11 protein-coding genes are annotated in these 15,064 nt (G+C 71.9%); 9 read left to right on the top strand and 2 right to left on the bottom strand.

Annotated elements, in window-relative coordinates; translation table 11 throughout:
• Positions 1-105: 105 nt before the first annotated feature.
• Positions 106-4,152, bottom strand: a complete 4,047-nt coding sequence (locus tag ABT116_RS14680; RefSeq protein ID WP_351632577.1) for a bifunctional nitrate reductase/sulfite reductase flavoprotein subunit alpha — start codon at positions 4,150-4,152, stop codon at positions 106-108.
• 193 nt (positions 4,153-4,345) lie between these two features.
• On the opposite strand from ABT116_RS14680, the gene ABT116_RS14675 reads away from it, so the two are divergent.
• The 4 genes from ABT116_RS14675 (at position 4,346) to ABT116_RS14660 (ending at position 7,057) form a co-directional block, all read left to right on the top strand.
• Positions 4,346-4,741: a cell division protein SepF gene (locus tag ABT116_RS14675; RefSeq protein ID WP_104778449.1), complete on the top strand. Its 396-nt coding sequence runs from the start codon at positions 4,346-4,348 to the stop codon at positions 4,739-4,741.
• Positions 4,742-4,813: 72 nt separating this feature from the next.
• A complete protein-coding gene (locus ABT116_RS14670) occupies positions 4,814-6,010 on the top strand; it encodes an AAA family ATPase (protein ID WP_351632574.1) in 1,197 nt (398 codons plus the stop codon).
• Positions 6,003-6,362, top strand: a complete 360-nt coding sequence (locus ABT116_RS14665; RefSeq protein ID WP_351632571.1) for a nucleotide pyrophosphohydrolase — start codon at positions 6,003-6,005, stop codon at positions 6,360-6,362. Before ABT116_RS14670 ends, ABT116_RS14665 begins: the two co-directional genes overlap by 8 nt.
• Positions 6,363-6,586: 224 nt before the next feature.
• On the top strand, positions 6,587-7,057 hold the full coding sequence (locus ABT116_RS14660; protein WP_351632568.1) for a DUF6099 family protein: 471 nt from the start codon (positions 6,587-6,589) through the stop codon (positions 7,055-7,057).
• Positions 7,058-7,144: 87 nt separating this feature from the next.
• On the opposite strand, the gene ABT116_RS14655 is transcribed toward ABT116_RS14660, so the two are convergent.
• Complete coding sequence (locus tag ABT116_RS14655) at positions 7,145-7,318, bottom strand: hypothetical protein (RefSeq protein ID WP_351632566.1); 174 nt, start codon at positions 7,316-7,318, stop codon at positions 7,145-7,147.
• A gap of 239 nt (positions 7,319-7,557) precedes the next feature.
• Between ABT116_RS14655 and ABT116_RS14650 the strand changes: the two genes are divergently transcribed.
• The 5 genes from ABT116_RS14650 to argF form a co-directional block, all read left to right on the top strand.
• Positions 7,558-8,478 (top strand): LLM class F420-dependent oxidoreductase, encoded by a 921-nt coding sequence (locus ABT116_RS14650; protein ID WP_351632563.1) that lies wholly within the window; start codon positions 7,558-7,560, stop codon positions 8,476-8,478.
• 158 nt (positions 8,479-8,636) lie between these two features.
• On the top strand, positions 8,637-10,100 hold the full coding sequence (locus ABT116_RS14645; RefSeq protein WP_351632561.1) for a 3' terminal RNA ribose 2'-O-methyltransferase Hen1: 1,464 nt from the start codon (positions 8,637-8,639) through the stop codon (positions 10,098-10,100).
• Positions 10,097-12,637, top strand: coding sequence for a polynucleotide kinase-phosphatase (locus ABT116_RS14640; RefSeq protein WP_351632558.1), 2,541 nt, complete (start codon positions 10,097-10,099; stop codon positions 12,635-12,637). Before ABT116_RS14645 ends, ABT116_RS14640 begins: the two co-directional genes overlap by 4 nt.
• Before the next feature lie 150 nt (positions 12,638-12,787).
• The gene (locus ABT116_RS14635) at positions 12,788-14,011 is read left to right on the top strand and encodes an arginine deiminase (RefSeq protein ID WP_351632555.1); all 1,224 of its coding nucleotides are present in this window, start codon (positions 12,788-12,790) and stop codon (positions 14,009-14,011) included.
• Positions 14,012-14,126: 115 nt separating this feature from the next.
• Positions 14,127-15,064 (top strand): ornithine carbamoyltransferase (argF, locus tag ABT116_RS14630; RefSeq protein WP_351632553.1); only part of this gene is annotated, 938 nt, incomplete at its 3' end.

Here is a 15,064-nt window from a genome sequence, read left to right as displayed (position 1 = left end):
CGCTAATCGCCGCCGGTGAGCGCGGCCCGGAGGGAGGTGAAGATTCCGGTGTGCTCCGGGTAAGGGCCCTGTTCGGCCGGTATCCGGCTCAGTTCAGTACCCCGCTCAGTACACGTCCCGCACGTACCGCTTGTCCGCCGCGAGCTGCTTCACGTACGCGGCGGCCTCGGCCTCGCCCAGCCCGCCGTGCGCCACCGCGATGTCCCGCAGCGCCCGGTCCACGTCCTTCGCCATCCGGGAGGCGTCACCGCAGACGTAGAAGCGGGCCCCGTCACGCAGCCAGTGCCACAGCTCCGGCCCGTGCTCGCGCATCCGGTCCTGCACGTACACCTTGTTGCGCTGGTCCCGGGAGAAGGCGGTGTCCAGCCGTGTGAGGCCGCCCTCGTCGAGCAGCGCCGTCAGCTCCTCCTCGTAGTAGAAGTCCGTCGCCCGGTGCTGCTCCCCGAAGAACAGCCAGGAGGGTGCCCGGTGGCCGAGCGCGCGCCGCTCCTGGAGGAAGCCCACGAAGGGCGCCACGCCGGTGCCGGGGCCGACCATGATCATCGGTGTCGACGCGTCCGCCGGGGGCCGGAAGTGCGGTGAGCGCTGCACGAACACCGGTACCTCCGTGTCCGGTTCGGCGTCCGCGAGGTACGGCGAGCAGACCCCGCCGCGCGCCCGGCCGTGCAGGTTCTCGTACCGCACCACGGACACCGTCAGCGACACCCGGTGCGGGTCGGCCAGCGGGCTCGACGATATGGAGTACAGCCGTGGCTGGAGCCTGCGCAGCACCCCGGCCCAGTCCTCGGCGCTCGCCCGCACCGCGTACTCGGCGAGCACGTCCACGGCCTGCCGCCCCCAGCTCCACTGTGCCAGCCCGTCCTTGTTGTCCGGCCGCAGCAGCCTGCGCAACTCGTGCTTGTCCCGGGCGCGTTCGGCGACGAAGCGGAGCAGGTCGGGGGTGATCCGGGTGATGTCGAGATGCCGGTGCAGCGCCTCACCGAACGGCACCTCGCCGACACCGTCGACGGTCACGGCCACCCCGGCGTCCACCCCGGTCACGGCCAGCCACTCCTCCACCAGCGAGGGCGCGTTGACCGGCCGCACACCGAGCGCGTCCCCGGCCTCGTACGCCAGGTCCGTCCCGCTCGTGTCGAAGGTGAACCGCCGGACCTCCTTGCCCGCACCGGGCCGGCTGAGCAGCCGGTTGCCGACGAGCCGGGCCGTGGTGACCGGCTTGGACGTGGCCCTGGGCGTCGCGGCCGGCGCCGCGGACTTCTCACCCGGCGCCGCGGACTTCTCACCCAGCGCCGAGAGCACCTGGTCGAGCCACTGCCCGGCGGACGGCTCGAAGTCCGGCTCGCAGTCCGTGCGCGGGGCCAGCCGCACCCCGCCCAGTTCGTCGAGTCGCGCGTCCAGCCGCCGCCCGTGGCCGCAGAAGTCGTCGTACGAGGAGTCGCCGAAGGCCAGCACCGCGTACCGCACCCCGTCCAGCCGCGGGGCCAGCTCGCCGGAGAGCGCGTCCCAGAAGCCGGAGCCGTTGTCGGGCGCGTCGCCGTCCCCGAAGGTGCTGGTGATGAACAGCAGGTCGGCGGTGCGGGCGAGCGTGCCGACGTCGGCGTCGTCCATGCCGACGAGGGTCGTACGGTGCCCCGTCGAGGTCAGCCGCTCGGCGGTGGCGGTGGCGAACTCCTCCGCGTTCCCGGTCTGCGACGCCCACAGCACGACGACCTCACGGCCGGACCGCTCCGGCGACTCGGCCGCCGACGTGCGTGAGTACATCCCGGCCAGCACCCCGTTGACCCACAGCGCGTGCTCGGGCGAGAAGGGCGCGTCGGGCGGCAGCACCGGTACCCCCGGGGCGCCCGAGCCGAGCCCGGCGAGGAAACCGGTGAGGTACTGCCGCTCCTGGGCGGAGAGCACCGGGGGAGGGGAGGGGGCGAGGCCGAAGGGGTTCGCGGTACCCGGCGTCACGGTCGTGGGCGTCAGGGCCGGGGCCTCCGGTGCGGGGGCCGGGGACGCCACCTTCGCCAGCGACACCGCGCACACCTTGAACTCCGGCTGGAACGACAGCGGATCCACCGCGTCGCTCGTCACCGCGTTGACGCTCAGGTACTCGCCGAACAGGTCGTTCCAGTGGAACGGCGCGAAACAGCAGCCCGGCCGCACCCGGTCCGTCACCACGGCCGGCAGCACGGCCCGCCCGCGCCGGGAGGCCACCTCGACGAGGTCGTCCTCGTCCACCCCGAGCGCCGCGGCGTCTTCCGGGTGCAGCTCCACGAACGGCCCGGGATTCAGCTTGTTGAGCTTGGCTACCTTCCCGGTCTTGGTGAGGGTGTGCCACTGGTGCTGCACCCGCCCGGTGTTGAGCACGAACGGATAGTCGTCGTCCGGCAGTTCGGCGGCGGGCAGATGCGGCCGCGCGAAGAACGCGGCCCGCCCGGAAGCCGTGGGGAAGCGCAGCCCCTCGTCACCCACGTACCGGATCGGATTGCGCTCCGGCCCGTCCTCCCGCGCGGCCGGCCACTGCACGGGCGTCTCGCGCAGCCGCTCGTAGGAGACCCCACGCAGGTCCCAGCCGGTCTTCGGATTCCAGAACCGCCGGATCTCCTCGAAGACCTGCTCGGCGCTGTCGTACGAGAACCCCTTCTCGTACCCCATCGCACACGCCACCTCGGCGATGATCCGCCAGTCGGCCATCGCCTCCCCGGGCGGATCCGCCGCCTGCCGGGTCAGCGTGAGGTTGCGCTCGCTGTTGACGAACACCCCCTCGGCCTCGGTCCACATCGCGCCGGGCAGGACGACATCGGCGTACGCGTTCGTCTCGGTGTCCGCGAACACGTCCTGCGTGACCACGAACTCGGCGGCTTCCAGACCCTCGATGACCGTACGGCGGTTGGCGACCGAGGCGACCGGGTTGGTGCAGATGATCCAGCAGGCCTTGATCTCCCCGCCGGCCATCCGCTGGAACATGTCGACGGTGCCCTGACCGGCCCCGTCGGCGCGCAGCGTGCCCGGCGGCAGCTCCCACACCTCCTCGGTGAACGCCCGCTCCTCGTCCACGAGCACCGATCGCTGCCCCGGCAGCCCCGGCCCCATATAGCCCATCTCGCGCCCGCCCATGGCGTTGGGCTGCCCGGTCAGGGAGAACGGCCCGGCGCCCGGACGGCAGATCGCTCCCGTCGCCAGATGCAGGTTGACCAGGGCGTTGGTGTTCCAGGTGCCGTGCGTGGACTGGTTCAGCCCCATGGTCCAGCAGCTCATCCACCGCTTCCCGGCCGCGCCGATCATCCGGGCCGCCTCGCGCAGGTCCTCTTCGTCGAGCCCGGTGATCTCGGCGACGGCGGCCGGATGGTAGTCGGCGAGGAACCCGGGCAGCTCCTCCCAGCCCTCGGTGTGGTCCGCGACGAACTCCGGGTCGGTGTGCCCTCCCTCGTGCAGCAGATGCAGCAGGCCGTTCAGCAACGCGAGATCGGTACCGGGCCTGACCTGCAGGAACAGATCCGCCTTGGCGGCGGTCGCGGTCCGCCGCGGATCGACGACGATCAGCTTGGCGCCCGCCTTGACCCGCTCCATCATCCGCAGGAAGAGGATCGGGTGGCAGTCGGCCATGTTCGACCCGATGACGAGGAAGGCGTCCGCCCGGTCGAAGTCCTCGTACGACCCGGGCGGCCCGTCCGCGCCCAGCGACAGCTTGTAACCGGTACCCGCGCTCGCCATGCACAGCCGCGAGTTCGACTCGATCCGGTTCGTGCCCACGAACCCCTTGGCCAGCTTGTTGGCCAGATACTGCGCCTCCAGGCTCATCTGCCCGGACACGTAGAAGGCGACCGCGTCCGGTCCGTGCTCGTCGACGATCGCCCGCAGCCGCGCCGCCGTCCCGGCGATCGCGTCGGCGACGGGAGCCGGGACCGCCTCCTCGCCCCGGACGTCCCGCACCAGCGCGCCGGTCAGCCGCCCGGGCGCGGCGAGCAGGTCGGCCGTGGTCGCGCCCTTGGTGCACAGCCGCCCCGCGTTGGCCGGATGCGCCTTGTCACCGGACGCCTTCAGCACCGTGCGCCGCCCGTCCGGGCCCGTCCCCACATCGAGCACGAGGCCGCAGCCGACACCGCAGTACGAGCAGACGGTGCGCACCTGCCGCGTGTCCGGCCGGTCTCCGGAGGTCGTGGTCATGCCTCCAACGGTACGAATCGCCCGTTACGCCTCTGTCACACGGCTTGATCATCGGGGGTTACGCCCGTCACACAGCCGCCTTCCGGCCGTTGTGAGGTGCAATGAGGTCGCGGAGCGTGTCGCATTGGGCCGAACGGGTGACTCTGCGCAAGAATTGCCCGATGCAGACAGCGAGTGCGAGCCAGGACGGAGCATGCCGGTGAACAGCCACGATGTCACCGACGAACAGTGGGAGGGGCTCGCCCAGGTCGTGCCGCTGCGGGGCCGGGACGCCTGGCCGTCCGCCGTCGGCCACCGGTCCATACCGGAAGCCGAGACGGAGACCCGCCGCCGTTTCGTCGTCCTGCGCGTGAACGTCTTCGCCGACGCCCGGGACGTCGCCGAACGGCTGATGGCGGGCGTCCCCGTCCTCCTCGACCTCACCGGCGCGGAGACGGAGGTCGCCAAGCGGGTCCTCGACTTCAGCACGGGCGTGGTCTTCGGCCTGGCGAGCGGGATGCACCGGGTGGACCGCAACGTGTTCCTGCTGACGCCGGCGGGGACCGAGGTGACGGGGTTGATGGAAGGGGCGGGGCTCCCCGGCGCGTGACCGTAGCTCGTTCGTAGGAAGCCCTCGAAGACGGAACGGTTCGTCCCACCGGCGGAGCCCTACCGTCCGGCTATGACCCAGCCCGCCCTCCCCGACCGGCCCGCTCTCCGCGACCGGCCCACCGCACCCGCCCCACCCGCTCTCCCCGTCCACCCCGACCGTCCCCGCGTCACCGAACTGCGCCTGGCCGCCTTCACCACCCACCGCCGCGCAGCGTTCCCGCTCGGGCCCCTCACTCTGCTCGCCGGTCGAAGCGGCTGCGGCAAGACCAGCGCGCTGCGGGCGTACGAGGCCCTCGCCCGGCTCGGGGGCGGCGCCGAGCTCGGTGAGGCGTTTCCCGACCCGGTCGCCTGTGTGCCGGAGCGGGCCCGGCCCGACGCACAGCGCCGCCGCGGCTTCCGCATCGGCTGTACGGCCGACGGCCCAGCCGGCCCAGTCCGTCTCGACGTGGCCGTCCAGGCCGAGCCCGAACTGCGTGTCGTGGGCGAGCGGTTGACGTCCGACGGACTGGTCCTGCTGGAGACCGCCCTGCGCGATCCGGGCAAGCGTGCCGTACAGGCCGCCTGGCACACGGCCGGGCCGACGCCCGTGACCCGCGGCCCGCTCCCGGACGACCGGCTCGGCACCGCCCTGCTGCCCCTGCGCGTCGCCGGCAAGACACCGGGGCAGCGCAGAGTGCTGGCGGCGGCCGAGCAGATGGTCGTCGCGCTGCGCTCCGCCTTCGCCTGCGACCCCGAACCCTCCCGTATGCGCGCCCCCGTCGCGGCCGGCTCCGGCCGCCTCCGGGGCGGCTGCGGCAACCTCGCGGACGTGCTGTGGCGTACCCGGGCCGAGTGCGGACGCCGGCACGCGCAGCTCGTGGCGGCGGTACGGGCCGGGTGCAGCGGGCCGGTGGAGGACGTGCTCGCCCGGCTGGACGGCAACGGAACGGTCGCCGCCGCCGTCGACCGGGGGAACGGCTTCCACACGGACCTGGGCCGGCTCGGACACGGCGAACTCCGCTACCTCGCCTTCGCGTTGGTCCTCCTCACCGGACCCGGGGTGCTGGAGGTCGACCCGGCCGGGGAGGTGCCTGCCGCCCTGCAGTCGCTCACGATCCTCGCCGACGGTTTCGACCGGGGCCTGGACCCACGGCAACGACGGGAACTGCTGGGCCTCGCGGCCCGGATGTGCGAGCGGGGGCACATCCGGCTCGTCGGCGCGGTCAGCGACGGTTCGTGGGCCGCCGGGACGGAGGGGGCCACGGTGGTACACCTGGACCGTGACTGATCCACTGGACGCATCGCAACCCGGCCCCCACGGCGAACCCCTCGACGTGGCGACACTGCAACGCCGGCTGGCCGAGTTCGCCGCCGCGCGGAACTGGCAGCCGTACCACACCCCCAAGAACCTGGCCGCGGCCCTCAGCGTCGAGGCGTCCGAACTGGTCGAGATCTTCCAGTGGTTGACGCCCGAGGAGTCGGCCCGGGTCATGGCCGACCCGGACACCGCGCACCGCGTCACCGACGAGGTCGCCGACGTGCTCGCGTATCTGCTCCAGCTGTGCGAGGTGCTCGGCGTCGACCCGCTGGCGGCACTGGACGCGAAGATCGACCGGAACGAGCGGAGGTTTCCGATCTAGCGGACGCGCACGCCGCGGCTGCGTGGAGCGTGAACCCCGGAGGTCGGAGCGAAGAAGTCCGTTTGCACGCTACGTAATCGAATAGCGGCCCGAATCCGAATCGTTGTCCGCAATTTTCCGCCTTCCTCTGGCTTTTCGTCTCACACACCCTCACGCTGGGTAGTGAACAAGGGAGTGCGGGCAGACGGACGCGCGCAGCGCGTCGGACAAGACGGGGGCAGCGCATGGACGCGGTGCGGCTCATCGTGACGAGCAGGCGGTCCCTGGCGGCGGGCGGCGACGCGCGGGAGACCCTGGCCGAGGTGTGGCAGGCGCAGGCCCTGGCGCAAGCCATAGGCAGCCGCCTCGCGGTCGCCGGACCACCCGAACTGCGCGGCGAGGCACTGGGGTTGACGGAGCTGGCGGGCCGGGGCTGCGGTGTCCTCGACCCGCCGGTGCTGGCCCCCGGTGAGCTGCGGGCGGGCCAGCTCACCGAGTTGGGCGACGCCCGCCACACCCTGATGTACCTCGGCGGCCTCCTCGGCGAGGTCGGCATCGCCCTGGTCGCCCTGGCCAGCGCCGCCGACGACGAGGGCACGTACTGGCAGTGCATGGAGGCCATCGACGCGGCGGACGAGTCCCGCGACCGCGTCCTGGAGATGCTCCGCAGACTCGCGGACCGGGAACAGACGCTGCCGGAGAGAGAAGCGGGGTAGGGGGCGGGGCAGGGAGGCGCGGGACTCTCGTGAGCCGAGTGGGAGGAGGCGCAACCCGCTCGGCCGGCTCTGAGGTCCCCGGTTCCCCTAGCCCGCCTGTCCCTCCTCGACGACTCTCCGTTCCACATCCCCCGCCGCCTGAAATTCCGCGTCCAACGCCGACAGGTCCGCGTTCAACGCCGCCATCAGCTCCTCCATCTGCTGCAACAGCCCTTTCGGCTGCCCGGTCCCGCCCTGCTGCGGCACGGTCTCTTCGGACATGACGGCCTCCTCGGCCCCCGGCCCCCGGGGAGGCCGACGCGGGTGACGCCCCGGCGGTCCACCCCCCGGCGCGGAAGCCGGGGGCTCCGGCTCCGCCCGAGCCAACGATCACCATCGGGGCCGGTCACTGGCCCGGTCGCCCGGGCCCCGCGGTATTGACGTAATTTCACCCGACCGGGGACCGGACGGTACGGGGGACCGACCGCGTGATCGCGCACCCCGGCGTGCAGGATGGAAGCATGGATCTGCGCATCTTCACCGAGCCCCAGCAGGGGGCCACCTACGACACTCTGCTCACCGTCGCCAAGGCCACCGAGGACCTCGGCTTCGACGCCTTCTTCCGTTCCGACCATTACCTCCGCATGGGCAACGTGGACGGCCTGCCCGGCCCCACCGACGCCTGGATCACCCTGGCCGGACTCGCCCGTGAGACCAAGCGCATCCGGCTCGGCACCCTGATGACCGCCGGCACCTTCCGGCTGCCCGGCGTGCTCGCCATCCAGGTCGCCCAGGTCGACCAGATGTCCGGCGGCCGCGTCGAACTCGGCCTCGGCGCGGGCTGGTTCGAGGAGGAGCACAAGGCCTACGGCATCCCCTTCCCCAAGGAGAAGTTCGCCCGCCTCGAGGAGCAGCTGGAGGTCGTCACCGGCCTGTGGGGGACGGACCCCGGCAAGACCTTCGACTTCCACGGCACTTACTACGACCTCGCGGACTCTCCCGCCCTGCCCAAGCCGGCCCAGCAGAAGATCCCCGTGCTCGTCGGCGGCCACGGCCCGTCCCGCACCCCGCGGCTGGCCGCCAAGTACGCCGACGAGTTCAACATGCCCTTCGGCTCCGTCGAGGACAGCGAGCGCCAGTTCGGCCGGGTCCGCGCCGCCGCGGAGGAAGCGGGCCGCGGCGACGAGCTGACGTACTCCAACGCCCTCGTGGTCTGCGTCGGCCGGGACGACGCGGAGGTCGCCCGCCGGGCCGCCGCGATCGGCCGTGAGGTCGACGAGCTGAAGCTCAACGGACTGGCAGGCTCCCCGGCCGAGGTCGTCGACAAGATCGGCCGCTACGCCGAGATCGGCTCCCGCCGCATCTACCTCCAGGTCCTCGACCTCGACGACCTCGATCACCTGGAGCTGATCTCCGCGCAGGTGCAGTCGCAGCTGGCGTAGCCGGCCCCACCGAGTCGCCCTCGTTAAACGAAGGCGCTGGTGGGCACAGGTGTGCGAAGCTGTGGGCGTCGTCCTGCCGAGCCCCCAGGATCACCCTTCCTGGGGGCTCTCGCGCGTACGGCACCGACACCGTCCACCCAGCCGGAGAGGCCCTCCGCATGTTCCTGACGATCACGACCACCGGCACGCCGGAACGCCCCGCCACCGACCTCGGCTACCTGCTGCACAAGCATCCCGACAAGGCGCAGGCGTTCTCCACCTCCTACGGCACGGCCCACGTCCTCTACCCCGAGGCGGAAGCCGGGCGCTGCACGGCGGCGCTGCTGCTGAAGGTCGACGCGGTGGCACTGGTCAGGCGCGGCAAGGGCAAGGGCCGCGGCGGCGCCCCCGACGCGGCCCTCGCGCAGTACGTCAACGACCGCCCCTACGCGGCCTCCTCCCTGCTGGCCGTGGCACTGAGCAGCGTCTTCTCCAGCGCGATGAAGGGCGTCTGCAACGCCAGGCCGGAGCTGCCCGACCTGGCCAGGCCGCTGCGGGTCGAGGTGCCCGCGCTGCCCGCCCGGGGCGGCCCCGACCTCGTGCGGAAGCTCTTCGAGCCGCTCGGCTGGACCGTCACGGTCGAGCCCGTGCCGCTGGACACCGAGTTCCCCGACTGGGGCGACTCGCGGTACGTGAGCCTCGTGCTGGAATCGGACACGCTCACCCTCGCCGAAACCCTGCGCCACCTCTACGTCCTGCTCCCCGTCCTGGACGACGCCAAGCACTACTGGGTCGCCCCCGACGAGGTCGACAAGCTCCTGCGCGTCGGTGAGGGCTGGCTGCCCGGCCACCCGGAGCAGCGCCTGATCACCAGCCGCTACCTCTCGCGCCGCTGGTCGCTGACCCGGCAGGCCACCGAGCGCCTGGAGCTGGTGCGGCTCGCGGAGGCCGACGACAGCGAGGTCGAGGAGATCGACAACGCGGTCGAGGCGGAGACCGAGACCGAGGAGAAGCCGACCCCGCTGGCCGTGCAGCGCCGCGAGGCGATCGTCACGGCGCTCCGGCAGTCCGGCGCCGCCCGGGTCCTCGACCTCGGCTGCGGACAGGGCCAGTTGGTGCAGACTCTCCTCAAGGACCCGGCGTTCACCGAGATCGTCGGCGTGGACGTGTCGATGCGCGCCCTCACCATCGCCTCCCGGCGGCTCAAGCTGGACCGCATGGGCGAGCGGCAGGCGTCCCGCGTCCAGCTCTTCCAGGGCTCGCTCGCGTACACCGACGTCCGGCTCAAGGGCTACGACGCCGCCGTGCTCAGCGAGGTCGTCGAGCACCTCGACCTGCCCCGGCTGCCCGCCCTGGAGTACGCGGTGTTCGGCTCGGCCCGGCCGAGGACGGTCCTCGTGACCACCCCGAACGTCGAGTACAACGTGCGCTGGGAGTCCCTCCCGGCCGGCCACGTCCGGCACGGCGACCACCGCTTCGAGTGGACCCGCGCCGAGTTCCGCGCCTGGGCGGAGGCGGTGGCCGAACGGCACGGCTACGGCGTCGAGTTCGTCGCCGTGGGCCCCGACGACCCCGAGGTGGGGCCGCCCACCCAGATGGCCGTGTTCACCATGACCACCCCGAAGGAGGCGAAGGCGGCATGACCGACGTTCAGCAGGGGCGTGTGCTGCCCGTCACCGACCTGTCCCTGGTGGTGCTGGTCGGGGCCACCGGCTCCGGCAAGTCCACCTTCGCCCGCAGGCACTTCAAGCCCACCGAGGTCATCTCGTCCGACTTCTGCCGTGGTCTCGTCTCGGACGACGAGAACGACCAGAGCGCCACCAAGGACGCCTTCGACGTCCTGCACTACATCGCGGGCAAGCGCCTGGCCGCCGGCCGCCGCACGGTCGTGGACGCGACCAGTGTGCAGTCCGACGCCCGCCGCCAGCTGATCGACCTGGCCAAGCAGTACGACGTGCTGCCGATCGCGATCGTGCTCGACGTGCCCGAGGAGGTGTGCGCCGAACGCAACGCGGCCCGCACCGACCGCGCCGACATGCCGCGCCGGGTCATCCACCGCCACACCCGCGAACTGCGCCGCTCCCTCAGGCACCTGGAGCGCGAGGGCTTCCGCAAGGTGCACATCCTGCGGGGCGTGGACGAGGTCGAGCACGCCACGGTCGTCACCGAGAAGCGCTTCAACGACCTCACCCACCTGACCGGCCCGTTCGACATCATCGGCGACATCCACGGCTGCGCCGCCGAACTGGAGGCGCTCCTCGGCAAGCTGGGCTACGTCGACGGCGTCCACCCGGAGGGCCGTACGGCCGTCTTCGTCGGCGACCTGGTCGACCGCGGCCCGGACAGCCCCGGCGTGCTGCGCCGCGTGATGGCGATGGTGAAGTCCGGCAACGCCCTGTGCGTGCCCGGCAACCACGAGAACAAGTACGGCCGTTACCTGCGCGGCCGCAAGGTCCAGCACACCCACGGCCTCGCCGAGACCATCGAGCAGATGGCGGGCGAGAGCGAGGAGTTCCTCGCCGAGGTACGGGAGTTCCTCGACGGCCTCGTCAGCCACTACGTCCTCGACGGCGGCCGGCTCGTCGTCTGCCACGCCGGTCTGCCCGAGAAGTACCACGGCCGCACCTCCGGACGGGTCCGCAGCCACGCCCTGTACGGCGACACCACCGGTGAGACCGACGAGTTCGGCCTGCCGGTGCGCTACCCGTGGGCGGAGGACTACCGGGGCCGGGCCGCGGTCGTCTACGGCCACACGCCCGTACCGGAGGCGACCTGGCTCAACAACACCATCTGCCTGGACACCGGCGCGGTCTTCGGCGGCAAGCTCACTGCGCTGCGCTGGCCGGAGCGCGAGCTGGCCGACGTCCCGGCGGAGCAGGTCTGGTACGAGCCGACGAAGCCGCTGCGCAGCGAGGCACCCGGCGGGCAGGACGGCCGCCCGCTGGACCTGGCCGACGTGCGGGGCCGCAGGGTCGTCGAGACCCGGCACCAGGGCCGTGTCTCGATCCGCGAGGAGAACGCGGCTGCGGCCCTGGAGGTCATGAGCCGCTTCGCGGTGGACCCGCGGCTGCTGCCGTACCTCCCGCCGACCATGGCCCCGACGGCCACGAGTCACGTCGAGGGCTACCTGGAGCACCCCGAGGAGGCCTTCGCCCAGTACAAGGACGACGGTGTCGCGCGGGTCGTGTGCGAGGAGAAGCACATGGGCTCGCGGGCGGTGGCCCTGGTGTGCCGCGACGCGGAGGCGGCCCGCAAGCGCTTCGGTGTGGACGGCCCCACGGGGTCGCTCTACACCCGCACCGGTCGGCCCTTCCTCGACGACGCCGCCCTCACCGAGGAGGTCCTGGACCGAGTGCGCACGGCGATCGGCGAGGCCGGTCTCTGGGACGACCTGGAGACGGACTGGCTGCTGCTGGACGCCGAGCTGATGCCCTGGTCGCTGAAGGCGTCCGGGCTGCTGCGGTCGCAGTACGCCGCCGTGGGCGCCGCGTCCGGCGCGGTGCTCCCGCAGGCGCTGGCCGCCCTGCGGGGCGCGGCGGCACGCGGCGTGGACGTGTCGGGTCTGCTGTCCCGCACGGGTGAACGCGCCACGGACGCCGCCGCGTTCACCGAGGCGTACCGCCGCTACTGCTGGACCACGGACGGCCTGGAGGGCGTGCGCCTGGCACCGTTCCAGATCCTCGCGGTGCAGGGACGCAGCCTCACCGGGCTGCCGCACGACGAGCAGCTCGCCCTGCTCGACCGGCTCGTCGAGCACGACGGCAGCGGGCTGCTGCAGACCACCCGCCGGCTCTACGTCGACACCGCCGACCCGGAGTCGGTGCGGGCCGGCGTCGACTGGTGGCTGGAGATGACCGGCCGCGGCGGCGAGGGCATGGTCGTCAAGCCGGTCGGCGCCGTTGTCCGCGACGGCCAGGGCCGCCTGGTGCAGCCCGGCGTCAAGTGCCGCGGCCGCGAGTACCTGCGGATCATCTACGGCCCCGAGTACACGCGCCCGGAGAACCTCGCCCGGCTGCGCTCGCGGTTCCTCAACCACAAGCGGTCCCTGGCGATCCGCGAGTACGCCCTGGGCCTGGAGGCCCTGGACCGGCTGGCCGAGGGCGAGCCGCTGTGGCGGGTGCACGAGGCGGTGTTCGGGGTGCTGGCACTGGAGTCGGAGCCGGTGGACCCGAGGCTGTGAAAAGGGGTGGGCGACGGTCCTGCCGTCGCCCACCCACGCTCTTCGCCACCCGCCCCGCCCCGCCCGTTGTCGTCACGGAGACGCGAACAGAAGTGCGCCGAAACATGCAGGGTGCGCGTCAACCTGTGCCCAGGCGGTCAGGATGGAGGCATGGCATACCACGTCCACTCCGAGGCCGGGCGGCTGCGCCGCGTCATCCTGCACCGGCCCGATCTCGAGCTCAAAAGGCTCACCCCCAGCAACAAGACCTCGCTGCTCTTCGACGACGTGCTGTGGGTACGCAGGGCCCGCGCCGAGCACGACGGGTTCGCCGACGTGCTGCGCGACCGCGGAGTCGCCGTCCACCTCTTCGGTGACCTGCTGGCCGAGACACTGGAGGTCCCGGCGGCGAGATCCCTCGTCCTGGACCGGGTCTTCGACGAGAAGGAGTACGGCCCGCTGGCCACCGACCCGCTCAGAGCCGCCTTCGAGAACCTGCCCGCGGGGGACCTGGCCGAGGTCCTGATCGGCGGCATGACCAAACGCGAGTTCCTCGACGTGAACCCGGAGCCCACCTCGGTGCGCTTCCACGTCATGGAGCTGGACGACTTCCTGCTGGGCCCGCTGCCCAACCACCTCTTCACCCGCGACACCTCCGCCTGGATCTACGACGGCGTGTCCATCAACGCCATGCGCTGGCCCGCCCGGCAGCGCGAGACCGTGCACTTCGAGGCGATCTACCGGCACCACCCTTTGTTCCGCGGCGAGACGTTCCACGAGTGGTCGAAGGGGCAGGCCGACTACCCGTCGACCATCGAGGGCGGGGACGTGCTGGTCATCGGCAACGGCGCCGTGCTCATCGGCATGAGCGAGCGCACCACCCCGCAGGCCGTGGAGATGCTCGCGCACAAGCTGTTCGCCGCCGGATCCGCCGAGACGATCGTGGCCCTCGACATGCCCAAGCGGCGTGCGTTCATGCACCTCGACACCGTGATGACGATGGTCGACGGCGACACCTTCACTCAGTACGCGGGCCTCGGCATGCTCCGCTCGTACACCATCGAGCCGGGCGTCGGCGAGAAGGAGCTGAAGGTCACCGACCACCCGCCGGAGCACATGCACCGCGCGATCGCCGCCGCCCTCGGCCTGAACGAGATCCGTGTGCTGACCGCCACCCAGGACGTGCATGCGGCGGAACGCGAGCAGTGGGACGACGGCTGCAACGTCCTCGCCGTCGAACCAGGGGTCGTGGTCGCCTACGAGCGGAACTCCACCACCAACACCCACCTGCGCAAACAGGGCATCGAGGTGATAGAGATCCCGGGGAGCGAGCTGGGCCGGGGCCGGGGTGGGCCGCGTTGCATGAGCTGCCCGGTCGAACGTGATCCGGTCTAGGAGCCCCCGGGCCCCTGCCTCACCGACCCCTGCCCCTGGAGGTCCTCGTATAGACATGCCGAGGTTCGTATAGTATTCCAGCAGTCTGTGTCCCCCGTATCCCTGGAGCGCCCCCATGGCGACTGTCCCGACCGCCCTCGCCGGCCGCCATCTCCTCAAAGAGCTGGACTTCACCGAGGAGGAGTTCCGCGGTCTGGTCGAGCTGGCCGCCGACCTCAAGGCCGCCAAGAAGGGCGGGATCGAACCCCGGTACCTCCAGGGCCGGAACATCGCGCTGATCTTCGAGAAGACCTCCACCCGCACCCGCTGCGCGTTCGAGGTCGCGGCCGCCGACCAGGGCGCCTCGACCACGTACCTCGACCCCTTCGGCTCCCAGATCGGGCACAAGGAGTCGGTCAAGGACACCGCGCGGGTGCTGGGCCGGATGTACGACGCGATCGAGTACCGGGGCGACAGCCAGCAGAAGGTGGAGGAACTGGCGGCGCACGCCGGCGTCCCCGTCTACAACGGGCTCACCGACGACTGGCACCCCACCCAGATGCTCGCCGACGTGCTGACCATGACCGAGCACTGCGCCAAGCCGCTCAGGGAGGTCTCCTTCGCCTACCTGGGCGACGCCCGTTTCAACATGGGCAACTCCTACCTGGTCACCGGCGCCCTGCTCGGCATGGACGTACGGCTCGTCGCGCCGAAGGAGTACTGGCCGGCCGAGGAGATCGTCGACCGGGCCCGCGCCCTCGCCGTGACCAGCGGCGCCCGCATCACGCTCACCGAGACCGTGGACGAGGGCGTCCGCGGCGCCGACTTCGTCGCCACGGACGTCTGGGTCTCCATGGGTGAACCGAAGGAGGTCTGGGCCGAGCGCATCACCGCCCTCGCCCCGTACGCCGTGACCATGGACGTCCTGCGCGCCACCGGCAACCCGGACGTGAAGTTCCTGCACTGCCTGCCCGCCTTCCACGACCTCGGCACCAGGGTCGGCCAGGAGATCCACTGTCCCGCTGCCCTCACGCCGCCGCACTCTCTCCCGACTCACACCAAGATCCGTATCTC

This window comes from Streptomyces sp. NPDC002130 (assembly GCF_040296465.1).
Taxonomy (GTDB): Bacteria; Actinomycetota; Actinomycetes; order Streptomycetales; family Streptomycetaceae; genus Streptomyces.
This window is presented reverse-complemented; position numbering and strand designations above follow the sequence as displayed.